Genomic DNA, 23,206 nt, shown 5'->3' on the forward strand with positions numbered 1-23,206 from the left:
GGTTTTTTTATGGCTAGAATTCGCCTTAGTCCAATGTATGTTGCTGCTCTGAACTGATATCAACAATCATTTGTCGTAGCCAACGATGATCATGAAAGTGTTCGGTACCCCAATACCAACACATATAAATGTCATAAGTTCGCTGTTGTCCAAATGGTGGTCTAAAAAATAGATAGTCTTGGCGATTGGTTGCACTTGCTAATATAAACTCTGGAACAACGCAAAGATAATCGGTGACCGCAACGATTCGCAGTACGTCCTGCATATTCTCACTTTGATAGCGCACCTTTCGGGTTCCACTAAAGTCATCGGTCAGAGCTGCTAAGGGGTAGATATTATCTTCCATCGGTAGCATAACCGCGTGCGCTTCTGCTAAATAGTCTTCTAGGGTAATGGCGTCGAGCTGACTTAATCTTGGGTGATCTTTTCTAGCCACAACGACAATATTATCGGCATAAATTGTTTTTGCGTGACAACCGACATCTTCCATTTTAAATGGCTGAATGACGATATCCAACTCTCTATTTTTAAGCATCATGTCGGGATTTTTGGCGTTCGACGTCGTCATGGTAATGGTGACATTAGGCGCCTGTTTTGACACGCGTTCAATAAGTTTATTGGTAATTAGTGTATGACCAATAATTTGAATATTAATGCGAAAGTGGGTGTTAAAGTCAGCAGGGTTTGGCGACGATTGCGTCGGTAAGGTGGTTTTTATTTCATTGATAATGTATTCAATTCTAGGGGCTAATGCTTGAGCTTTTGCCGTCGGTTTCATTTTTCCTGACTTACGCTTAAATAAGGGATCATTGTAAAGCGCTCGTAAACGTTTTAGTGCATGGGAGACGGCTGACTGTGTCATACCAAGATTTTCAGCAGCACGTGTAAGGTTTTGTTCCTTTAACAAGACCGAAAGAATCCCTAAAAGATTTAAATCAACACGGCGTATATTGTCCATAGCGATTCCTATGTTGTTAATACAGAGAGACTAACCTGTTTACCACTATTAACCTTGTTAATTAAATATAGCGGTTTTTTCCTCACGTAGCCGAAATTATGGCGTTAAATAGCGATAAACAGACTATGAATAAAAGTTAGTATGAATATTGTTCATGCTTATGTGTATTTATTTCATTTCAAAATGGCTTTTTGTCTACCTAAAATAGCCCACAAATTCATTGTTGTATTTATCTAGGTAAATTTACAAAAGGGTATTTTTATGTCGTTTAGTAAACACGTAAGCAAGTTGGCGGTAGGATTTGGCTTATTAGCCATGTCGAGCGTAGCTATGGCAACCACCGACACCAGTCGTCCTAACATCCTCGCTATTTGGGGTGATGATATCGGAATGGACAATCTCAGTGCCTATAGCATGGGGCAAGCAGGGCACATGACGCCAAATATCGATAGAATCGCCAAAGAAGGCGCTATTTTTACTGATTATTATGGCGAAAATTCCTGTACGGCTGGCCGAGCAGCTTTTATAACCGGCCAACATCCTATGCGCACAGGCTTAACGAAAGTTGGCTTGCCTGGGGCGAAAGAGGGTATGCGCGAGCGTGATGCAACCATTGCTGCGATGTTAAAACCTATGGGCTACATGACTGGTCAATTTGGTAAAAATCATTTTGGTGATCAAGATGAGCATTTGCCGACGAATCATGGTTTTGATGAGTTTTTTGGTAATTTGTATCACTTAAATGCCGAAGAAGAGCCGGAAAATGTAGATTATGACAAGTTTATGTCAGCGGCACAGAAAAAGCGTTTCTCGCCGCGAGGTGTCATTCATTCCTATGCAGACGGTAAGATTGAAGATACTGGCCCGTTAACCAAAAAACGCATGGAAACAGTCGATGAAGAGTTTCTAGCGGCAACGATGAAGTTTATTGATAAAGCGCATGCACAAAAGAAACCATTTTTTGTTTGGTTTAACGCAACACGCATGCACGTTTGGACACATTTAAAGCCTGAATCTGTTGGGTTATCAAAGCGCGGTGGACTATACGGTGACGGCCTTGTCGAGCATGATGGTCATGTAGGTCAATTGCTGGATAAATTAGATGACTTAGGCATTGCTGACAATACTATCGTTATGTACTCAACCGATAATGGTGCGGAAAAACTAACTTGGCCAGATGGTGGTACAGTGCGTTATCGTGGCGAGAAAAATACCACATGGGAAGGTGGGTTTAGGGTTCCTGCTATGGTTCGTTGGCCAGCAAAAATTCCTGCTGGGCAAATAGTAAATGAAATGGCATCTCATAATGATTGGGCGCCAACTCTATTAGCAGCGGCGGGAAACTCGAACATTAAACAAGAGTTAAAACAAGGCAAAGATCTTATTGGTCGTAATTATCGCAATCACTTAGATGGTTATAATTTACTACCGGCATTAATAGAAGGTAATAATACTGTTGCCGACAATAACCCTGACTGGCCACGTAAAAACTTTGTTTACGTTACCGATGGAGGTCAAGTTGCAGGTATTCGAGTTCACGATTGGAAGTTCTTATTCCTTGAACAAAAATGCCATGGTATTGATGTTTGGACCTGTCCGTTTATTGAGCGCCGTGCACCATTGATCGTGAATTTGCGCCAAGACCCATATGAAAGTGCACCACATGATTCAGGATTGTATACCAAATGGTGGGCTGAGCACATGTACATGATGGCTCCAGCAGCAACGGAAGTGATCCAATTTTTACAAACGTTCGAAGAGTATCCACCTACACAGGTACCAGGTGATTGGACCTTTAATACTGTGGTTGAAAAGATGCAAATTTGGCAAAACGCGTCATATAAGTAACGCGACAGCGACACAAGCGAGCACTTGTATTAGGCCCCTATGATGGGGCCTTTTTTTTGTATGTGAGATATTGTCTGAATCCTAAAAGCCTTTAAAAACGGGTGATTTGGCGTATTTAAGCTAAGCTTTAGCTGACTCCGTTCACGTTTAAATTTCACGGGGTGGTATTATGCATACAGGTCAACATGTTCCAAAAGTGAGTCTGCCAACCGTCAATGGCACCCAATTTAGTAATGACGTATTAGAAGGTAAAAAGTACTTATTAAGCTTTTTTCCATTTGCAAGTTGCCCGCTTGGCCACTTATATTTGGAAAAACTTACCAAACTAAAAGAAGAGATGGGCAGTCGTGTCCAGGTGGTCGCAGTGTTTGAGTCAGAACTCGATCATCTGCGCAAACAATCACGTAAACACATGCAAGTGTTTCCTATCGTTGCTGACGAATTTCGCGTTTATTATCACTTGTTTGGTGTTAAAAAGTCTTGGCGTGGATTTTTTACTGCCTTTTTCCGGCGCTTTAAGAGCGTGGTATCTGGCATAGCCCACGGCTATTTTCCTGTTGAGTTGTCACGACGCATGTTATCTATGCCATTAGCGGTACTTATTGATGAAAAAGGCGATATCATCACCATGTATCATGGCAAGGATGAAGGTGATCATATGCCGGTGGAACAAGTAAGGCGCTTTTTTGATGCGTAAGCGGTTGCCGTCAACGAACGGCTAAGCAAAATCCAATAATCCGGCACTTAAGTAGCGAAGGTAATGTATCAAGCTAAGTTAGCAAGGTTGAGATAACAGATAGACGTGAAAAAAGACAACAGAAGAACATGATAAAAATGTATAAGAGACATAAAAAAAGGGTGATATAAATCACCCTTTTTGGTATTTGTGGTTTAGGTGATATGCTTACCCTGTAGCGTCATCATAACTGGCAATATGTGCCGCTAAATCTAATACTTTGTGCGAATAACCCATTTCGTTATCGTACCAAGACACCAATTTAACAAAGGTATCACTCATGGCGATACCGGCTTTAGCGTCAAATACGCTGGTGCATGATTCACCTATAAAGTCATTAGAAACGACAGCATCTTCGGTATAGGCGAGCACGCCTTTCATGTCACCTTCAGCAGCTTCTTTTATCACTGAACAAATCTTTTCATAACTTGCCGGGGTTTTTAAGTTAACGGTTAAATCGACGACCGACACGTTAGGCGTTGGCACGCGAAACGCCATACCGGTTAGTTTACCGTTTAATTCAGGGATAACACGACCAACAGCTTTTGCTGCACCTGTTGAGCTTGGAATGATGTTTTGACCTGCACCACGACCACCGCGCCAGTCTTTCGAACTTGGACCATCGACGGTTTTTTGTGTTGCTGTTGTCGCATGTACCGTTGTCATAAGACCCGTTTCGATACCAAAGTTATCGTTTAATACCTTGGCTAGTGGAGCGAGACAGTTGGTGGTACAAGATGCATTAGATACAATCGCTTCACCTTTGTAGTCATCAAAGTTTACTCCAGCAACAAACATCGGCGTCGCATCTTTAGATGGTGCTGACATAATTACTTTGCGAGCACCTGCGTCAATATGCTTTTGCGCTGTCTCTTCAGTTAGGAACAAACCGGTAGACTCAACCACGATTTCTGCACCTACTTCATCCCACTTAAGGTCAGCAGGGTTGCGCTCAGAGGTGATTCGAACGGTTTTACCATTAACAATTAGGTTGTCTCCGTTGATGTCGACCGTACCGTTAAAACGACCATGGGTAGAATCATACTTTAACATGTACGCCATATAATCTATGTCGATAAGGTCGTTGACTGCTACGACCTCAAAATCATTGCGCTCAAATGCAGCTCGAAATACTAAACGGCCAATGCGACCAAAACCATTAATTGCGATCTTTTTCATCTGGATAACCTTTTGAAATATATATAATGTAGTAAAATTACAACATATTAGGAATTTTTCAACCCTTAAATGCAAATAAATGTAGTTTTATTAGATTTTATAAAAAGTTCTTTGTAATTATTACAAAGTGCTACGCTTTGTGGCACAATACGCGCCAATTTTACACGTCAATTGCGAAGGTTTGCTAAGCTTCTAGTATAGTCGAACTACGACGTTATGAGAGATAACGTTTACGGACTTGTCGTTTGGATAATTTAACGACGATTACAGCTTAAATTCGCTTCATATATGGAAACTATCTATATGTCTGATAACACTCACAAGTGTGACATCGGTTTTGTTGGATTAGGTGTCATGGGTAAAAACCTGGTACTAAATCTTGCTGACAATGGTTACAAGATTGCTGCTTTTGATTTGGACTCTGAAAAAGTCGGTGCAGCTATGGCTCAAGACGTTGCAGAGAACAAAACTGGTGTTCCTCGTGTGGTCGGCTGCTCTTCGTATACCGAATTGTTGTCTCAACTAAAATCCCCTCATTTGATTGTCTTATCAGTACCAGCAGGTGCGGTGGTTGATCAAGTGTGTCAAAACTTAATCGGAGCTGGCATTCACCCTGATGACATTGTTATCGATACGGGTAATAGTTTGTGGACAGACACCGTTGAACGAGAAACAAAATATAAAGAAAACTTTATATTCTTCTCTTCTGCCGTTTCAGGTGGTGAAGTGGGGGCGCGTTTCGGCCCGGCACTCATGCCAAGCGGTTCAGCCTATGCGTGGACACGTGTTAAGCCTATTTGGAGCGCAATTGCCGCTAAAGTAGACGCCGAAACAGGTAAACCGCTTGAGCGAACTAAGCCAGGTGAGATTATTGAACACGGCGAACCGTGCGCCGATTACATTGGTCCTGCCGGTGCAGGTCACTACGTGAAAATGGTACATAACGGTATAGAATACGCCGATATGCAAATGATCTGTGAAGCCTATCACGTACTGCGTGAAGGTTTAGGGTTAGATTGTGAACAAATTGCCGATATTTTTGCACAATGGAATGAAGGTGTACTGGATAGTTACCTGATGGAAATTTCCGTTGAAGTCCTGCGTCATAAAGATGCCGAAACAGGCAAACACTTAGTTGATTTGATTTTAGATAAAGCCGGTCAAAAAGGCACAGGCTTGTGGACAGCAGTTAGCTCATTAGAAGTCGGTTGTCCAGCACCAACAATCTCACAAGCAGTTTATGCTCGATCTATTTCATCTTTTAAAGATTTGCGTGGCGAAACCTCACAAAAATTGTCACCGCCAGCAAGCGTGACAATCAGTGAAGACGAGAAACAAGATATTATTGTGCAACTGCATGATGCATTATATTGCGCCAAGATTTGTGCCTATGCACAAGGCTTCCAGTTAATGAAGTTAGCAAGTGTTGAACAAAACTGGGATCTTAATTTTGCCTCTATTGCCAAAATTTGGCGCTCAGGCTGTATTATCCGAGCAAGATTTTTACAATCGATCACCGATGCTTTTGAACGTAATCACAAACTAGAAAATGTACTGCTTGATGACTTTTTTGCTGAGCAATTGAGTAACTATCAACAAAATTGGCGTTTAGCTGTGGCTCGTGCCACTATGATAGGCATACCAATTGGTGCAATTTCTGCTTCATTAAGTTATTACGATTCAATGCGCAGTGCCGTGCTCCCAGCGAACCTATTGCAAGGCCAACGCGATTACTTCGGTGCGCATACGTTTCGTCGACTTGATAAGCCTGAAAATCATAAATTCCACGTAGAATGGACCGAAGCAGGGCGTCCAATTCGCAAAATCTAACGGGGTTAGGAGAAAAACATGGCATCCAATGATAAGTACAAAGAGACCTTGTCAGACGATGCCTATCAGGTTTGTCGACTCGGGGCGACTGAAGCCCCTTATTCCGGTAAGTATTATGATCATTGGTTAGCTGGCAACTATCATTGTGCTTGCTGCCAATCGGCACTGTTTTCTTCTCAACATAAATTTCAATCACATTGTGGCTGGCCAAGTTTTTATCAGGCTATCGAAAACGCCATACTGTACAAAGACGATCATTCCCACAATATGGTTCGTGTTGAAATAAAATGTCAGCAATGCGATTCACATTTAGGCCATGTATTTGATGATGGTCCTGAACCTACTTTCCGTCGTTATTGCGTCAACTCACTAAGTCTTAGTTTTACACCGTCAAGTAACGATTAAAAAACAGCGTGCTATAACTACATTCCTTAACAATTAACCACAACCCCCATTCCAACAACCTTTAAAAGCAACCGCTGTACTAGCGCTTTAGTGCTGCTGTTTGTTATTGTGTTTGTTAACTAACTCATTTTTATTATAAAAAATTGCTGTAAATTGATCTTTTCATTTTCTCTTTAAATAATTTTAATTTTCGTTTTGTAAGTGGTAGAGAAAAGTTTCAAGTTCAATTACAATAGCCGCGATTTTTAAAGCACTGCGTTCTAATAAATAACTCACGGGGTGCTGAATCCAACTTTATTACAACATTAAAAGGTAACGTAATGACTTCTCAACACGAGGAAATTTATCAAAAAAGCTGGCAAGAACGTCAGGATTTCGCTGAAAGAATGCAACCGATCATCGGTCAGTTGTACCGCAATTTCGGCGTTGAAGTATCCGTTTATGGTCGTCCTTTGGTAAATGCGTCAGCGATTGACATCATCAAGGCACACAAATCTGTGGGCATTCACGAAGAAAGCAAATTGCGTCTACGTGAAAGCTTGCCGTTCCTTGAAGCGTTAAGCAAAATGGATTTGCACTCAGCGAATATCGATATTGGTAAATTAGCGTATCGTTACCTGTTTCTAGGTGGTGCTAACGGTTTAACTGTTGAGCAGTATTTAGAAAAAGAGCTTGCACCATTAAAAGAGCAAGGCATTTCTCAACCTAGAGATGTGGTGCTATACGGTTTTGGTCGTATCGGTCGTATCCTAGCGCGTCTATTAATTGATCGCACCGGTCCTATGGCGAACTTACGTCTTCGTGCGATTGTTATTCGTCCAGGTAAAAAAGGTGACCTTGAAAAGCGTGCCTCGCTATTGCGTCGTGACTCAATTCACGGTGCGTTCAATGGCAGCATCTCTGTCGATGAAGAGCAAGGTGTTATCCGTGCTAACGGTGCATACATAAAAGTTATCTATGCAAAATCTCCAGCTGAGATTGATTACACTGAATTTGGTATTGAAAATGCCTTAGTTGTCGATAATACCGGTATTTGGACTGATGAAGCAGGTCTTGGCCAACATCTTGAATCAAAAGGTGTGAGCAAAGTGCTTCTTACTGCGCCAGCTAAAGGTGACATTAAGAACGTTGTTTACGGTGTTAACCACAACATGATCGCTGATGATGACACGATTATCTCTGCTGCATCGTGTACCACAAATGCGATAACACCAACGCTAAAAGCGCTAAACGATGAGTTTGGAATTAAGAATGGTCACGTTGAAACCGTACATTCATACACCAATGACCAAAATCTAATTGATAATTACCATAGTAAAGAACGCCGTGGTCGTAGTGCACCACTTAATATGGTTATTACCTCTACCGGTGCTGCGAAAGCTGTTTCAAAGGCCTTGCCTGAATTGCACGGTAAGTTGACTGGTAACGCGATTCGCGTACCTACGCCAAATGTATCAATGGCAATCATGAACTTGAACCTAGAGAAAGAGACGACACGCGAACAGTTAAATGACTACCTTCGTGGTGTATCACTAGATTCACCGTTACGTGAGCAAATTGACTTTACCGCATCAACTGAAATCGTATCGTCTGACTTAGTTGGTTCTCGCTTTGCTGGTGTTGTTGACTCGCAAGCCACTATCGTTGACGGCGACCGTGCTGTTCTTTACGTATGGTACGACAACGAGTTCGGTTACAGTTGTCAGGTCATAAAAGTAATGAACAAGATGTCTGGTGTAAATGTGTTAAATTTACCTAGAAAATAACCCTATATAATATGGTTATGTAAAAAAGCTGGCGTATGCCGGCTTTTTTTATATGCATGGCCGGGGGTTCGGTTTAGGGCGACAACATCGGACCATTATTGCAGCAACTAAGTTGTTGGCTATTTTCTGGTGAAGTTGAAAGCTTTTCTCGGTAGACTTGGTCTAAATTACAGAGCAACTCGTTTTTTAAGTGTAACTAGCGTTGAAAAGTTTTATTTTACAGATCGTCATAGTCGTCCTCATCTTTAACATGGTTTCCTGTGTAAGAGAAAGCAGCATGTTATCTGCCGATAGCTCAGAGACACCTAATTTTCAGTTGCTTGATTTAAGTTATCAGCCAAGGGATTTGTTGGTCGCCGATACGAGCAATCCATCCATTATTTACTTTTTTGCGCCATGGTGTTCTGTTTGTCGCTTTAGTATGGATAACCTACAAAGCCTTTATCAGCGTAATCCTGACGTCAATATTGTTGCTGTTGCTTTGGACTTTAAAGACAAACAAGAAGTACAACAGTTTGTCGAGCGTATGGGCCTAGAATTTCCCATATTACTCGGTAATCAGCAAGTCAAACAGGCTTACAAGGTGTCTGCTTATCCAAGTTACTATGTGCTTGATGAGCAACAGCAAATACAGCACAAATCAATGGGCTACTCGACTGAGTTGGGGCTCTATCTGCGCAGCTTGTAGTCGGTTTTCAATATCTTTTCAGGATCTTTTCATTTAGCGTATTATTTTTCGTTAATTTTCTTCTTTAACGATGTCGAGTTGTGTAAACTTAGGCGACATTCATTTTAATGAAGACTAGAAAATACTATGCAAATCACATCAAATTTTGATAGCGGTAATATCCGCGTTATTAAAGCGGAACAGGCTGCAGATATTGAGCTTGAAATAAAACACGACAACCAATCTGAATTTTATCAATGGTTTCATTTTAAACTGCATAACAATGAACGATGCGAACATGTTATGACCATCAGTAACGCTGGTAAGTCGGCTTATGTTGAAGGTTGGCAGGATTATCAAGCAATGGCATCGTATGATCGTCATAATTGGTTTCGCGTTCCTACACACTTTGACGGTCAAAACCTGACCATTACGGTAACACCAGAGCAAGACTCAATGTACTTTGCTTACTTTGTACCGTACAGCTTTGAACGTCATCAGGACTTAATTCATCAAGCGCAGCTTGACGAAGACTGTCAGTTACAAGTGCTAGGTCAAACCCTTGATGGCCGTGATATGAGTTTATTGCGTGTCGGTGAACCAGACAGTTCAAAGATGAATGTTTGGATAACTGCGCGTCAACATCCTGGCGAAACCATGGCTGAGTGGTTTATGGAAGGGCTTATTGATCGCTTACTTGATGAAGACGATGGAGTTGCACGTGCGTTATTAAGCAAAGCGGTATTCTACCTAGTGCCTAACATGAACCCTGATGGCAGTGTACGTGGTCATCTGCGCACCAATGCCGCTGGTGTTAACCTAAACCGTGAATGGCAATCGCCATCATTAGAAAAAAGTCCTGAAGTATTTTTAGTCACCGAAAAAATGCATGAAGTGGGTGTTGATATGCATCTTGATATTCATGGTGATGAAGCTCTACCAGTTAACTTCGTCGCAGGTTGTGAAGGTGTACCATCGTACGATCAGCGTCACAAGGCACTAGAAGACAAATTTAAAGAGATATTGTTAAATATCACTCCCGAGTTCCAAGATACCCGCGGCTATCCGAAGGATGAACCAGGTAAAGCCAACTTGACCGTTGGTTCTAATTGGGTTGGGGAAACATTTAAATGTTTGGCTTACACGGTGGAAATGCCATTTAAAGATAATGATTTGCTACCGGATGCCATCGTTGGTTGGAACGACAGTCGTTCAGCGCTACTGGGTAGAGATTTTTTAACGGCTATCTATCACATTCTAGATGATTTAAGATAAAAGCAATTGAGGCGGTGAGGGGATCTCCACCGCCTTTTTAATATTATAAAAATAACAGATTAACAAAACTTTAGGGGTTATTGGTTTGCTTGAATTTGTAAATACGCTAAATAGCATTATTTGGAGCCCTGCGCTGATATATTTATGTCTTGGTGCCGGACTTTTTTATACCGTTCTAACACGATTCGTTCAAATTCGTTACTTTAAAGAAATGTGGCGCTTGTTGCTTTCAGGTGAAAGCTCAAAGCAAGGTATTTCTTCGTTCCAAGCGCTTTCGGTTTCATTATCGGGGCGCGTCGGTACAGGTAACATTGCTGGCGTTGCCGCAGCGATAGGTTTCGGTGGTCCAGGCGCTGTATTCTGGATGTGGGTTGTTGCCTTTTTTGGTGCAGCTACCGCTTATATCGAATCAACCCTGGCACAGATATATAAAGAGGAGCATGACGGTCAATATCGCGGTGGTCCAGCTTACTATATAGAAAAGGTGCTAGGTCAAAAATGGTATGCATGGATATTTGCTATCGCCACCATTATTGCCACTGGTGTGTTATTGCCAACAGTACAATCAAATAGTATTGGTAATGCGGTTGAAATGGCATTTGGTACCGGCCCAATGATCGATACTGCAATTGGTACACTAAGCTCAGCAAAAATCTTGTCTGGTGCAGGCATTGTATTGTTACTTGGCTTTATCATTTTCGGTGGTGTTAAACGTATTGCTCGGTTTACCGAAGTGGTTGTGCCATTCATGGCTTTGGCGTATATCATCATTGCCATGGTCATTATTGGTTTAAACATCAGCGAGTTACCAAGAATCTTTGGTTTAATTATTTCTGATGCCTTTACGCCGATGGCAGGCTTTGGTGCCGCAATTGGTTGGGGTGTTAAGCGTGGTGTATATTCGAATGAGGCCGGTCAAGGTACGGGTCCTCATGCAGCTGCTGCCGCAGAAGTTCAACATCCGGCACAGCAAGGTTTAGTACAAGCGTTTTCAGTATATATCGATACCTTATTTGTTTGTTCTGCGACGGCGTTTGTTATCTTAATTACCGGTACCTACAATGTTCACGGTGTCGGCGATGCCTTTATTGTGCAAAACGTCGCGGCTGATGTCGCTGCAAACAGTCCTGCCTTTACACAAATGGCGGTTGAAAGTATGTTTGCCGGTGTTGGTAAACCATTTATTGCATTAGCCTTATTCTTTTTCGCATTTACTACAATTTTGGCTTATTACTTCATCGCTGAAAATAATGTTGCCTACATTAAACGTACGATTAAAGTCCCAGGCTTAATGACCTTGCTTAAAATAGTTATTATGACGGCAACCTTCTACGGTACAGTTCGTGCTGCTGATGTGGCATGGGGACTAGGTGATGTTGGTGTTGGTTTGATGGCTTGGTTAAATATCGTTGGTCTACTGATAATATTCTTTGTCGCAAAACCTGCCATTAAAGCGTTGCATGATTATGATCGCCAACGAAAAAATGGCATTGATAATATTAGTTTTGATCCTAAGAGCCTTGGCATTAAGAATGCCGAGTTATGGGAAAACAAAAAATAAACCAATATTTTATTAAAAAAGCGCCCCACGGGGCGCTTTTTTTAGGTAAAATCTAAAGTATTGAGGTAATGTTTAATCGGATAACAAACCATTAAACAATCGACGTATGAGGAATGCCTATGGCTCTTATTGATTGTCCAAGTTGTAGTAAACGAATTTCATCAATAGCTGCGGTTTGTCAGCACTGTAATACAGTGGTGAGTGACATGAGTGACGAAAAGCGTCAATCCATGCAACAAATGGCATGTATTAAACAACAACAAACGTTAATGAACCATTCAATGATAGCCATGTTGTTATTTTGTGGTGGTTTCGGTTTTATGTTTTGGGGCAAGCCAGACCCACAATCTTGGCAATATATGATCGGTGGTGGTGCAACAGCCGGTGGCTTTTTGTGGTACCTCGCCAATCGCATTCGCATCATCATATCTAAACGTAAATAGAGGTTAATAGTGGATCTCAATAATCTGGTTGCCAATATGACAACCGAAATGTACGAACGATTAAAACACGCAGCCGAAACAGGGCGTTGGCCTGACGGTACCGAAGTTGATGGTCCGCAACGCGATTCTGCGATGCAATTAACCATGGCTTATCAGGCGATGCACTTGGACAACGATCAAATGTTGACGATAGGTGCAGACGGAGAAATCGTACAAAAATCGAAAGCTGAGTTGCGCTCGCAATTTAAAAAGCCTTCGGTTGAAAAAAAATGTAAGAAAGACCCTGAGGATATCGCTAGGTTTACTGATTTATGATTTTTAAAAACTTGTTTAAAGCGAAATGGCAACATGCGGATGCCAACATAAGAATAACAGCGATTAAGGAGTTAAATCCCAAAAGCGCTGAAGACAAAGTGATCCTCGATAAGCTTATACTCGACGATGACAACGATCTGGTTCGCCGTACGGCACTTTTGCAGATTAATGATTTTGATACCTTTGTAAGCCAAGCGAGTTGCAACCCTTCGGACAAGATACAAAAGTTTTGCGTTCAACAAGCGCAAAATTTAATTCTTAATACGACTACGGTCAGTAAAGCGCAAAAACAGAAATTTTTAGATTCTAAATTTGCTAGTCCGATCCTTGAACAGTGGTTGCACATCGAACATGAATCTGAGATTTTGCAGTCTTTACTGGCTAAAATAAATAAGCCTAATTTATTGCTGCAGTTCATTCTCGCTACCGATAATGAAGACTTGCAGCTGCAAGCGCTTGAGCGCATTGAAGAGCAGAGTCAGCTCGAAAAGATTATTAAAAAACTGTCTAACACAAAAGTACAAGACAAAGCACAACACAAGCTTGCGCAAATGATCGATGCCATAGAGCGACCGAAAAAGGTACACAAACATGTGCAATTGTTACTCGCCAAACTATTAGCGCTTAAAGAGCATCAAGATTTTGCTGATATGTTGCAGCGTAAGCAAGATATCGAATCACAATGGCAACAAAATATTGCTGAATTTGACTGCATTTCTGAACAAGAACAGTCGACCTATAAAGAAAAGTACGCCCATATTAGCGCGCAGTTAGATGCCCATTTCGCTGAACGCGAACAAGCGTTTGTCGTGCAGCAGCAAGCGAAGCAGGCACTTGAACTGCAACAAAACCAACTGCAAGAGTTTAGCCAAGCGATAAATAGCGTGTCGCAATTGATCAGCGACGCCGTCTTTGAAAATGCGCAACTTAATCAAGACGAAGTATCACATCAGCTAGACGACTATCTAGATAAAGTCAGTAAATCCACTGTCAAAGATAACGACAAACAGCGTCTGTTCAAACAAATAGAGCTACTTCATAACAAACTAAATCAGTTACCTATGGTCGCAGAAAGTGTTGCTAGAGCGACGTCGTTGATTTCTAAGCTCAGTAATGTTGCCGTACCTAGTAACACAGAAGAGCTAAATGAGCGCAAACCAATGTATGATGAATGGTTGAAAAGTTGGCAACCGATTAATGATTTAGCACAAGATGTCTTACCTCAGTCGATAACCGCAGCTCGTGATGAAATCAATGCTAATTGGGCCGCTGCGATAAAGCCTCTGGTTGCGAAACAGCATCAACACTTTGAGTTTGTTCGTAAGAAAATTTCCGAATTAAAACGTCTTATCGCCAGTGGTAAATACAAATCCGCATTTGGTCTGCATACCAAGCTGACTTACCAAATTAATGAACTGTCGCCAAGTCAGCAACATCGTATTGACAAAGACTTTCAATCAGTTAGTGAACGAATCAAAGAATTACACGAACTGGAATACTTTGTTGTTACACCCCGAAAACAGGAATTATTGAATGAGGTACAACAGATAGTTGAATCGCCATTAGACAGCCCATTGCAACAAGCGGATAAAGTGAAAGAGTTTCGCAAACATTGGAACGCGTTAGGCCATGCTGATGAAGACGTTGAGCAAGAATTAAATGAAGCGTTTAATCAGGCATGTGAGCAAGCATTCGCGCCGTGTAGAGAGTATTTCTCACAGCAAAGTAAATTGCGCGAACAACATTTAGCGCAGAAAAAACAATTGTTGCAAGATCTTGTGCAATTGGCTGAGCGAGCAAAGCAAGAAGATAGTGATATTAAAGCAATTGACGCAAAGCTTCATAAACTGAGTCAATTATGGCGCCAAGCAGGCGAGGTCGATCGCAAAGTTTATAATAAATTGCAGCAGCAATATGTTGATATAATTCAGCCGATTCGGGACAAGATATATAGTTTTCATAACACCAATGCCGATGCCAAGAAGTTATTGATTAACAAAGCGAAAGCAGAATTAGATAATGATGACGTCGGTGTAGCAATTGACAACCTTAAGCGACTGCAGCAACAGTGGAAAGACATTGGCTTTGCTGGACCAAAACATGATAACAGTCTTTGGAAGGCGTTTCGAAAAGTAAACGATAAAGTATTCGCTAAAAGGGCGTCATTGCAAAAACAAACTAAGGCTGAAACCGACGCCAAGTTTGCACAATTTAGTCAAACGTTTGACGCTATAATTAGCAAGGTGAATGACGATAACGCTGAGTCGAGTTTACTTAATGCAACAATAGCCGAGTTAGAGGCATTTATTGACCAATTAAGTGATTTTACGCCAACGCCGAAAGCGATTATAGCCAAAGCACAGTCACGAGTTAGTGCTTATCAGCAAGCCATAAAGGACAATAAATCTAAAGCAAAACAAGCCGAGTTTGTTGATTTGTTTGCCACACTTGAAGACTTAGCTGCTGAAAATGCGGTTATAGATGGTGCGAATGACCGTGTTAATGCAACTTGGTTTAAACTGTTACAAGAAGGTGCTAAAAAGCCAACGGCAGATCGTCGTCATCAAACCATTGAGCTAGAAATTGCGGGTGCCATTTCGTCACCGCAACAAGACAAGCAGTTACGAATGCAGATTCAAGTGGACATGATGTCCGCGAGTATGATGCAGGCAGATGCACAGAATATACTCACTAAGCTAAAGCACTGGGTAGCGCTGGCGCCATTCACAAAGGATGACATTGAGTTTATACAACGTATCAAACCATTGTTTGTCAAATAAACGCGTTGTTATTCCCGATCATCATATATGTTTTGCCATAACATACAGTATTGCGCGGTAACGTTGATGCGTTATAAATAAGGAGCTGAGAAGCTCCTTTTTTATGCCCAATATACTGTTCTTACAACTGAGCTTAACAACTAACCTGATGCGTTGTCTGCCAACATAGAATTTCATTGCTATGCTATATATAAAAGCTGTTTGATAGATATTTCAGTATGAGAGCAAGTTGTTGGTAATGACAAAACTCTACATAATTCTTTTGTTTTCGGGTATCTGCACCATAACCGGTTGCAGTAACAAAACCTGGTATCAAATAGGTCAACAAAATCGCATTCAAGAGTGCCGTAAATTACCCTATGAGCAAGCCATTGAGTGTGAGCAGGACTATAAAAAATCCTATAAAGAATACAAAGAAGAGCGTAAACAAATCATCAATTCTCCGCCAACTAAAAAAGAATAAACTAAGCCGCCAAAGCCACGGCATGAAATCGAAAATCAACAGGGTTAAAGACAAGGGAGTATAGGCTTAAAGGGAAGTGCATGCACTCGATAATAAGCCTACAATATGCGGATATAAAAAAGGCTCCGTAAGGAGCCTTTTTTTAATGTTTGTGTCGATTAAAATTCTGCTTCACAGGTTAGACAGAATGAGTAAATGCCTCTTGGATCATTAAGCTGATTCATTTGTTCATATTCATTGATCATAGTCATGATACGTTGTTTCAACGACGGGTTATTTGCTGCTTGCTCAAACTTCGACGTTGCTTCAGGTAACAATACTTGAGCGTTTTCAAATAGGTTGCGAATAAACATTTGACGTGGTGATAGTTCTTTTTCAACCAACAAGACGTCATAGTTTTTTAAACCCGCACGATCCGCAGCTGCGGCTATCGCGTCATCCAAACCACCTAACTTATCAACCAAACCAAGTTCCTGTGCCTTGGCGCCAGTCCAAACACGACCTTGGGCAACGGCGTCTACCTGCTCCAATGTCATATTGCGATTCTCAGCAACTAAGGTTAAAAACTCTTTGTAACCACGTTCAATGCCTAATTGAATAATGTTACCAATATTCTCAGGTAGAGGACGTGAAACACCGAAGCCCGCGAATTCTGTGGTACCGATACCGTCAGTGTGTACGCCTACTTTATCGAGTGCTTTTTCAAAGGTCATAAACATACCAAAGATGCCTATAGAGCCGGTGATTGTATTTGGAGACGCCCAAATTTCGTTAGCCGATGCAGAGATCCAGTAACCACCGGATGCAGCGTAGTTGGCCATAGAGGCAATCACAGGTTTACCTGCGGCTTTAATTAATTCAACTTCTTGACGAATAATCTCAGACGCGTAGGCGCTACCACCTGGGCTATCAACACGTAATACAACCGCTTTCACTTTATCATCAAGGCGCGCTTTACGTAGTAGTTTTGCGGTTGAGTCACCGCCAATACTGCCGGCTTTTTGGTTACCATTTAAGATGGTGCCCTTAGCCACAATGACAGCAACTTTGTCTGACATAGGGTTTACCATAGCAACTGGTGGCTTAACGGTAGTAAGATATTCTTTAAAGCTTATTTGACTGAAACTGTCATGTTTTGATGCTTTACCTACTTTGGCAATCATATCGGTACGAATTTGTTCACGATTACGCAACTCATCAATAAGACCGGTTTGTAGCGCGTATTCACCAAAACTACCGTCTGCTTGCTGTAACTTAGCGTATAACTGTTCTGCGGTTTCATCGAAGTTTGCTAGGTCCAAGTTGCGGTTTTCAGCAATGTCCAACTTAAAATTGTGCCAAAGTTGTTGCAACCATGCTTTATTAGCTTCTTTTGCAGCATCTGACATATCGTCACGAATGTATGGTTCAACCGCAGACTTGTAGGTACCGACTTTAAACACATGCTGGGTAATGTTGAGCTTATCCAGAGCAGATTTAAAATACGTACGGTAACGACCAAAACCTTCAAGCATCACTGCACCTTCAGGGTTCATCCAAACCTTGTCGGCATATGAGGCTAAGTAATATTGACCTTGGCTAAAGTAATCGCCAAAAGCGACGACGTCTTTGCCAGACTCTTTAAAGTCATTGATGGCGTCACCAATAACTTGTAAATGATGAAATCCAGCACGTTGCAAGTTTTGTGGATAGATAACCATGGTTTTGACACGGTCATCTGTTTTCGCATGCTCGATGACCATTAATAGGTCGCTTAACAGGATTTCAGGATTCTCTTCTTGCTGACCAAACGCTTGTTGCATAATTTGATCGGCAGGATCGATTTCACGTTTTTGCTCAACAATATCGCCTTTTGGATTTAATACCAGGGCAGTGGTATTGGCCACTTGCACCTGATCCGAGTCATCAGTAATTATACTGATCAAAAAAATCACAAAAATAAAAAAGACGAGGTTTAAAAAGACTTTGCGGGAGGTGTTTAAAAACACCCACAAACTCTTAAAAATGCGTTTTATTACACTTGGCTTCTCTGACATACTTCCTCACGTCTAGCTACAGAATAATTAGAATATACATGGTCTTATGATTATTAATATACATGTGGTAAGGAAAAAGATCTTTGCTTACATCCATATATTAAAGAATATTTACAAATAATAAGGTCTTTTGCCGCTTTTTCCACATTTATTTGCCATGCAGGAAATAAAAATTCGGCTAAACTGTTCTAATAAGTTGTTGATACTTAAACAAAGGACTATTAAAACAATGATAGCTACATACAACAAGGCCGTTGACTCAATCCTTAAACTTGATGCCATTCCTGCATTATTGATGCGCGTATTCTTAGCGCCAGTGTTTATTATCGCTGGTTACAATAAAATGCAATTTTCTAACCCTGATTTAGCCGTTATTGAACAGATCATGGCAGATCCAAATGTTGTAGAATGGTTCGGTAACAGTGAATGGGGTTTAGGTTTACCGTATGCTGAGGTGTTAGCTAATGCTGCGGCGTGGACAGAGTTCTTTGGCGGTTGGTTATTATTGATAGGTCTGGCGACACGACTGGTTAGTATTCCGTTAATGTTTACCATGATAGTAGCGGCAACCACGGTACATTTAGAGCAGGGTTGGTACGCAGTCGCGCCAACAAACCCGGATACAAGCTCTGCCAAAGTATTTTCATGGTTGGGTTTCGAAAGTGCCGATGAATCTTTAGCAAACAGTGTCGAAGCATCGAAACGGTTAACCCGTATACGTGATATCGTTGAAGAAAATGGTAATACCGAGTGGCTTTATGAAACCGGTAATGTGGTGGTGCTCAATAATGGTATTGAATTCGCGTCGACGTATTTCATAATGTTGCTGGCCTTGTTTTTTGTCGGCCCTGGTCGCTACGTTAGTCTAGATTATTGGCTGTTTACCGACGACATAAAAAAACAACCTGATACACAAAGCTAATGCACGAGCAGTGCAATAGCAGTGCTCGCATAAAACCGTTGTTTTTTTTAATTAATAAGTGATCTGATTTTAAAATGAAACCGTAGGTAATAATGACTTAGTTTTCAGACCCTAAAGTTGCCTGGCCATTTGGACAGGCTTTTTTTTATAAAAAATTTGTTCAGTAATGAGAATCAATGCGTTTTATGGTACCTTGCCGTTAAACCTCCAACAATCATGATCAAACAATGACAACAACCGCTATAGACTTCCTTATTAATCGTCAATCCAATGGCTTATTACAAGCGCCAGCACCAAACCAAGCGCAAATTGATAAGATGCTGCAAGCAGCACTCGCCGTACCTGATCACGGCAACTTAAATCCGTATCGAGTAGATATTATTCAAGGGCAGGGTTTAGATAAACTCACCGACATTTTTGTTGATGTGATGATGCTACTTACCAGTGATGAATTCAAACTGCAAAAAGCTGCGAAAATGGCCTACAGAGCGCCAATGATAATGGTTGTATCAACGCAATATAAGAACCACCCCAAAGTACCTAAACACGAACAGATGATCACCGCCGGGTGTGCAACTCATGCATTGCAAATGGCCGCAGTGGCGCAAGGTTTTAATGCTATGTGGCGCACCGGAGAGTTAGCTGAGCATCCTTTAGTTAAGCAAAGATTGGCCATTGATGCGGATCAAGATATCGTTGGATTTTTGTATGTCGGTACAGAGAGCAAACAATTGGCTAAAAAACCACGCCGCATTGATAACATAGAAGTACGCCATTGGCGCTAAGTGGTCTAAAATTAGTTATATGCTTGGTCATAGATATACCGCTAAGTTACTGAAATAATTGCATTGTCACTTTCATGTCAGGTGTTTGTCGTCACGTATTAGCGTCATTGTTTGTTATAACGTAAGCGACATCACATTCGGCAAAGGGAGAAAACCGTGTTAATCAAAAAGTTGAGATTGCAAAAAGGCTGGTCACAACAACAATTGGCTGAATTTTCCGGGCTTAGTGTTCGTACCATTCAGCGAATTGAACGCGGGCATAAAGCGGGTAATGAATCGCTTAAATCTCTAGCCGCCGTGTTTGAAACAAACATACAAACGCTGCGAGGAGACAAGGATATGGCAAAAGATTATCAACTAAGTGACGAAGAGCAACAGGTTTTTCAACAAGTTCAAGACATTAAAGATTTTTTCTCACATGTATTAACTTTCATGGTCGTGGTTCCATGTCTGTACATCTTTAATATTATGCTCACACCAGAGGTGTTATGGATTAATTATCTGGTTATTGGTTGGACTATAGGCTTGGCCTTGCATGGTATTTGGGCATATGACGTTATTTCCTTTTTAAGTCCTGATTGGGAGAAAAAGGAAATCGAAAAACGGCTTGGCAGAAAGCTTTAAAAAAAGAGCGGCTAATAGCCGCTTTTATTTTGTCTGTTTCGAAATTTTCAACAATAATTAAAGTGAGTCTGGTTCAACGCTCTAAATAAATATAACTCTTCGGTCCAAGAGATTGCTTTGATCAAACGAATCTCACAAATGTTACTCATGCCCTTATTTTATTGTCAGGGCTGGCACGTGCGCCGTACTGTTCCCAAAATGGACGAACCCAATGGCAATAGGTACGGTGAAACTGGCATGGGCAAAAACCTTAAGCTGTTAGTGCTCGGTGATTCTTCCGCGGCGGGGGTTGGTGTAAAGCATCAAAAATTCGCCTTGCTAGGTCGTCTGGTAAATCAATTAAGTAAACAACGACGCGTGCAATGGCGGTTACACGCCAAGTCTGGCGCAACGACGGAAGACGCGATATTGCAAATGGATCAACTTGCGAATGAGCAATATGACGTGGTTATATCGGCATTAGGGGTTAATGATGTCACTGGGCTGGTTGAAGTCGATGAATGGCTCGACTTACAGCACATCTTACGCGATAAAATTCAACGCAAATTTGCACCTCGATTGATATTACACACCGCCATCCCACCAATAGATAGAATGACTGCGCTGCCGCAACCGTTAAAGTGGTTTATGGCCGATAGAGGCCGTGAATTTGACCGAGCTTTGAAATTCAGCTGTGATCGCTACAGCCAACATTTTCGTCTCGCTTTGCCGCCAAATAAATCTATGGTAGCGATGGATGGCTTCCATCCTGGCCGCATAATGTATCGTATATGGGCCAAGCAAGCAGCGAAACGCATTCTCACTAGCATTTAATGTTAGAGCCGAGGTTTCTCTAGTCGTAGCAATTCTTTTTAGAACTGGTTAACATACTGTTCCTACATAACAATAATTAACAAGGAACATCTCATGGAATGGGATTTTGTCTCTGCCAGCATTATTAATTTAGGTATCAACCTAGGCTATACGGTTATTGCCGTTGTCGTCGCTGTATTGGCATTACTTTGGGTCGATAAAATGCTGCTTAAAGGTGTCGATATCCAACAAGAGCTAAAGAATAACAACATGGCCGTAGCGATATTTGCATCGTCAATTCTTATCTTCGTCGCACTGATCATTTGTTTTGGTTTAAAAGCGTAGCGCTTTTTAACGCTTAGGTTAAAACTTATGATACGTACCTTAGCCGCGTTTATCTTTGCCTGTGTTGCTGTGATTTATTTGCAATCAATCGCTCCTGCAAAAACGGCGGATACGAAATTACTGCAACACGCCCAACTAGCGGGGGATAGCATTGACCCCAGTTTGCGATTAAACCGTCGCCAACGCGGTGAGGTTGTGATGCTCGCTGATAACAGACGCATGAAGGACAGTTACGTTAACTATCAACTCGATCGATACTACGCGAATGAAAAGTCGTACATCTATTATTGGCGTGACAGTTTGAAAAACTTAGCGACCGCAACGGCGCAAGGTGTCGACTTTAAACACTATTTCGTCAACAGTTATCTGGTTGGCATTCACCCATTTAGTGTCGAGAATAAATGGTTACCTCTGTACGTATTGTCAAAACGAAAAGCCTATCAATTAGACAACGAGCAATATGGCGTAGCAGACATGTGGCAAAATTCTGCGCAAGCCTATCAATTACCACGCGGCGATTGTGAAGATCATGCCATTGCATTAGCAGACTGGCTTATCTCTGAAGGTATTGATGCACGCGTCGTGGTTGGTAAATATAAAGATGGTGGCCATGCTTGGGTCGTGGCCAATCAAAATGAGCAAATGTACATTCTAGAAGCAACAGATAAGCGCGCCGGCAAGTCATGGAACCACTATCCGCTCGCGTCTTTAAGTCAAAATTACTACCCGCAATATATGTTTAATCGCGAGTATTTTTGGGAAAACACCTCGACACCAATGACCAAGGACTATTTGGGTGAGCATTGGAAAAAACGCTCTAAGTATAACAACTCGAGGTCAAGTAACAGCGATTAACTCGATTACTTCGATTACTTCGATTATTTAAACATCGGCTGAGTTTTACAGCATGGCGTAATCAAAGCGACTGATTACGATTTATAGTCAGAGCCAAAGCATCATATTTATTTTGTCTGGTGTGGCTCTGAATGATTGATAACATCGCGGTATATTAACCATTTTTTATCGGCTTGTTGCTGCCATACCACCATGTAATTACCATTAATCAGGATTTTATTATCGCCATCGACAACGGTTACTAGCCAGGTACCTGTTTCAAATGCGGTTGTGCCGTTAGCTTCTAAATCTACTGTGGTAAGTTCAATGGTTGCTGGTCCTGCGGCCATTTCTAATTTGATCTGCGCAATAATGGCGTCTTTGCCGGTAACAATAGAAAAACCATCCATCGAATAAACGGCGTCATCGGTATACAAGTTGGCAAGACCCACTGCGTCACCAGCATTAAACAGGGCCATATATTGTTGATTATTTTGCTTAATAATCGACGCTAAATCGTCTGCCGATACTGCTTTTGCTGCAGTAACTAATAGCAAAAGGCACATCAAAGCCAACTTATTCATGTTATCTCCTTTGTTGAATTAATTGCTTAGAGGCAATCAAAGAAAAGTCCCTTATAGT

General features: G+C 41.5%; 22 protein-coding genes. 18 read left to right on the forward strand and 4 right to left on the reverse strand.

Features of this window, described 5'->3' with window-relative positions; translation table 11 throughout:
- Positions 1-25: 25 nt before the first annotated feature.
- Positions 26-958: a LysR family transcriptional regulator gene (locus HII16_RS02965; RefSeq protein WP_169127348.1), complete on the reverse strand. Its 933-nt coding sequence runs from the start codon at positions 956-958 to the stop codon at positions 26-28.
- A gap of 261 nt (positions 959-1,219) precedes the next feature.
- On the opposite strand from HII16_RS02965, the gene HII16_RS02970 reads away from it, so the two are divergent.
- Positions 1,220-2,806, forward strand: coding sequence for a sulfatase-like hydrolase/transferase (locus tag HII16_RS02970; RefSeq protein ID WP_169127350.1), 1,587 nt, complete (start codon positions 1,220-1,222; stop codon positions 2,804-2,806).
- Between the two features lie 169 nt (positions 2,807-2,975).
- Positions 2,976-3,503, forward strand: a complete 528-nt coding sequence (locus HII16_RS02975; RefSeq protein ID WP_169127352.1) for a redoxin domain-containing protein — start codon at positions 2,976-2,978, stop codon at positions 3,501-3,503.
- Positions 3,504-3,710: 207 nt separating this feature from the next.
- Here HII16_RS02975 and gap read toward each other — a convergent pair whose 3' ends face one another.
- A complete protein-coding gene (gene gap, locus HII16_RS02980; RefSeq protein WP_169127354.1) occupies positions 3,711-4,721 on the reverse strand; it encodes a type I glyceraldehyde-3-phosphate dehydrogenase in 1,011 nt (336 codons plus the stop codon).
- 303 nt (positions 4,722-5,024) lie between these two features.
- Between gap and gndA the strand changes: the two genes are divergently transcribed.
- The 10 genes from gndA (at position 5,025) to HII16_RS03030 (ending at position 16,226) form a co-directional block, all read left to right on the forward strand.
- A complete protein-coding gene (gene gndA / locus HII16_RS02985) occupies positions 5,025-6,551 on the forward strand; it encodes an NADP-dependent phosphogluconate dehydrogenase (protein ID WP_169127356.1) in 1,527 nt (508 codons plus the stop codon).
- Positions 6,552-6,569: 18 nt separating this feature from the next.
- Positions 6,570-6,956: a peptide-methionine (R)-S-oxide reductase MsrB gene (msrB, locus tag HII16_RS02990; protein WP_169127358.1), complete on the forward strand. Its 387-nt coding sequence runs from the start codon at positions 6,570-6,572 to the stop codon at positions 6,954-6,956.
- A 320-nt stretch (positions 6,957-7,276) separates the two neighbouring features.
- Entirely contained in the window at positions 7,277-8,722 is a 1,446-nt protein-coding gene (locus HII16_RS02995; protein ID WP_169127360.1) for a glyceraldehyde-3-phosphate dehydrogenase, read from the forward strand.
- A 277-nt stretch (positions 8,723-8,999) separates the two neighbouring features.
- Positions 9,000-9,410 (forward strand): TlpA disulfide reductase family protein, encoded by a 411-nt coding sequence (locus HII16_RS03000; RefSeq protein WP_169127362.1) that lies wholly within the window; start codon positions 9,000-9,002, stop codon positions 9,408-9,410.
- Positions 9,411-9,536: 126 nt separating this feature from the next.
- On the forward strand, positions 9,537-10,664 hold the full coding sequence (locus HII16_RS03005; RefSeq protein ID WP_169127364.1) for a carboxypeptidase family protein: 1,128 nt from the start codon (positions 9,537-9,539) through the stop codon (positions 10,662-10,664).
- Between the two features lie 85 nt (positions 10,665-10,749).
- Positions 10,750-12,225 (forward strand): alanine/glycine:cation symporter family protein, encoded by a 1,476-nt coding sequence (locus HII16_RS03010; RefSeq protein WP_169127366.1) that lies wholly within the window; start codon positions 10,750-10,752, stop codon positions 12,223-12,225.
- Positions 12,226-12,344: 119 nt separating this feature from the next.
- On the forward strand, positions 12,345-12,668 hold the full coding sequence (locus tag HII16_RS03015; protein ID WP_169127368.1) for a hypothetical protein: 324 nt from the start codon (positions 12,345-12,347) through the stop codon (positions 12,666-12,668).
- Between the two features lie 9 nt (positions 12,669-12,677).
- A complete protein-coding gene (locus tag HII16_RS03020; protein WP_135440325.1) occupies positions 12,678-12,983 on the forward strand; it encodes a DUF1315 family protein in 306 nt (101 codons plus the stop codon).
- Complete coding sequence (locus HII16_RS03025) at positions 12,980-15,763, forward strand: DUF349 domain-containing protein (RefSeq protein WP_169127371.1); 2,784 nt, start codon at positions 12,980-12,982, stop codon at positions 15,761-15,763. Before HII16_RS03020 ends, HII16_RS03025 begins: the two co-directional genes overlap by 4 nt.
- A 238-nt stretch (positions 15,764-16,001) precedes the next feature.
- On the forward strand, positions 16,002-16,226 hold the full coding sequence (locus HII16_RS03030; protein ID WP_169127373.1) for a hypothetical protein: 225 nt from the start codon (positions 16,002-16,004) through the stop codon (positions 16,224-16,226).
- Between the two features lie 158 nt (positions 16,227-16,384).
- Here HII16_RS03030 and sppA read toward each other — a convergent pair whose 3' ends face one another.
- Positions 16,385-18,262 carry a signal peptide peptidase SppA gene (gene sppA / locus HII16_RS03035; RefSeq protein ID WP_169127375.1) on the reverse strand — a complete coding sequence of 626 codons (1,878 nt, stop codon included), beginning with the start codon at positions 18,260-18,262 and terminating at the stop codon, positions 16,385-16,387.
- A gap of 229 nt (positions 18,263-18,491) precedes the next feature.
- On the opposite strand from sppA, the gene HII16_RS03040 reads away from it, so the two are divergent.
- The 6 genes from HII16_RS03040 to HII16_RS03065 all read left to right on the forward strand — a co-directional run bounded on the left by HII16_RS03040 (position 18,492) and on the right by HII16_RS03065 (position 22,585).
- Positions 18,492-19,184, forward strand: coding sequence for a DoxX family protein (locus tag HII16_RS03040; protein ID WP_169127377.1), 693 nt, complete (start codon positions 18,492-18,494; stop codon positions 19,182-19,184).
- 227 nt (positions 19,185-19,411) lie between these two features.
- Positions 19,412-19,969: a nitroreductase family protein gene (locus HII16_RS03045; RefSeq protein WP_169127380.1), complete on the forward strand. Its 558-nt coding sequence runs from the start codon at positions 19,412-19,414 to the stop codon at positions 19,967-19,969.
- Positions 19,970-20,125: 156 nt separating this feature from the next.
- A complete protein-coding gene (locus HII16_RS03050) occupies positions 20,126-20,593 on the forward strand; it encodes a helix-turn-helix domain-containing protein (protein WP_169127382.1) in 468 nt (155 codons plus the stop codon).
- A 177-nt stretch (positions 20,594-20,770) separates the two neighbouring features.
- Positions 20,771-21,406, forward strand: coding sequence for an SGNH/GDSL hydrolase family protein (locus tag HII16_RS03055; protein ID WP_169127384.1), 636 nt, complete (start codon positions 20,771-20,773; stop codon positions 21,404-21,406).
- A gap of 93 nt (positions 21,407-21,499) precedes the next feature.
- Positions 21,500-21,730 (forward strand): DUF350 domain-containing protein, encoded by a 231-nt coding sequence (locus HII16_RS03060; protein WP_135440316.1) that lies wholly within the window; start codon positions 21,500-21,502, stop codon positions 21,728-21,730.
- A gap of 27 nt (positions 21,731-21,757) precedes the next feature.
- Entirely contained in the window at positions 21,758-22,585 is an 828-nt protein-coding gene (locus tag HII16_RS03065; RefSeq protein ID WP_169127386.1) for a transglutaminase domain-containing protein, read from the forward strand.
- 107 nt (positions 22,586-22,692) lie between these two features.
- Here HII16_RS03065 and HII16_RS03070 read toward each other — a convergent pair whose 3' ends face one another.
- A complete protein-coding gene (locus HII16_RS03070; RefSeq protein WP_169127388.1) occupies positions 22,693-23,148 on the reverse strand; it encodes a nuclear transport factor 2 family protein in 456 nt (151 codons plus the stop codon).
- Positions 23,149-23,206: the final 58 nt, after the last annotated feature.

This window comes from Thalassotalea sp. Y01 (assembly GCF_012932945.1).
GTDB lineage: Bacteria > Pseudomonadota > Gammaproteobacteria > Enterobacterales > Alteromonadaceae > Thalassotalea_A.

Bases quoted from the DNA above. Each gene is read 5' to 3' on its own strand.
- HII16_RS02965 (WP_169127348.1), bottom strand. From the start codon at position 958: ATGGACAATATACGCCGTGTTGATTTAAATCTTTTAGGGATTCTTTCG.
- HII16_RS02970 (WP_169127350.1), top strand. From the start codon at position 1,220: ATGTCGTTTAGTAAACACGTAAGCAAGTTGGCGGTAGGATTTGGCTTA.
- HII16_RS02975 (WP_169127352.1), top strand. From the start codon at position 2,976: ATGCATACAGGTCAACATGTTCCAAAAGTGAGTCTGCCAACCGTCAAT.
- gap (WP_169127354.1), bottom strand. From the start codon at position 4,721: ATGAAAAAGATCGCAATTAATGGTTTTGGTCGCATTGGCCGTTTAGTA.
- gndA (WP_169127356.1), top strand. From the start codon at position 5,025: ATGTCTGATAACACTCACAAGTGTGACATCGGTTTTGTTGGATTAGGT.
- msrB (WP_169127358.1), top strand. From the start codon at position 6,570: ATGGCATCCAATGATAAGTACAAAGAGACCTTGTCAGACGATGCCTAT.
- HII16_RS02995 (WP_169127360.1), top strand. From the start codon at position 7,277: ATGACTTCTCAACACGAGGAAATTTATCAAAAAAGCTGGCAAGAACGT.
- HII16_RS03000 (WP_169127362.1), top strand. From the start codon at position 9,000: ATGTTATCTGCCGATAGCTCAGAGACACCTAATTTTCAGTTGCTTGAT.
- HII16_RS03005 (WP_169127364.1), top strand. From the start codon at position 9,537: ATGCAAATCACATCAAATTTTGATAGCGGTAATATCCGCGTTATTAAA.
- HII16_RS03015 (WP_169127368.1), top strand. From the start codon at position 12,345: ATGGCTCTTATTGATTGTCCAAGTTGTAGTAAACGAATTTCATCAATA.
- HII16_RS03025 (WP_169127371.1), top strand. From the start codon at position 12,980: ATGATTTTTAAAAACTTGTTTAAAGCGAAATGGCAACATGCGGATGCC.
- HII16_RS03030 (WP_169127373.1), top strand. From the start codon at position 16,002: ATGACAAAACTCTACATAATTCTTTTGTTTTCGGGTATCTGCACCATA.
- sppA (WP_169127375.1), bottom strand. From the start codon at position 18,262: ATGTCAGAGAAGCCAAGTGTAATAAAACGCATTTTTAAGAGTTTGTGG.
- HII16_RS03040 (WP_169127377.1), top strand. From the start codon at position 18,492: ATGATAGCTACATACAACAAGGCCGTTGACTCAATCCTTAAACTTGAT.
- HII16_RS03045 (WP_169127380.1), top strand. From the start codon at position 19,412: ATGACAACAACCGCTATAGACTTCCTTATTAATCGTCAATCCAATGGC.
- HII16_RS03060 (WP_135440316.1), top strand. From the start codon at position 21,500: ATGGAATGGGATTTTGTCTCTGCCAGCATTATTAATTTAGGTATCAAC.
- HII16_RS03065 (WP_169127386.1), top strand. From the start codon at position 21,758: ATGATACGTACCTTAGCCGCGTTTATCTTTGCCTGTGTTGCTGTGATT.
- HII16_RS03070 (WP_169127388.1), bottom strand. From the start codon at position 23,148: ATGAATAAGTTGGCTTTGATGTGCCTTTTGCTATTAGTTACTGCAGCA.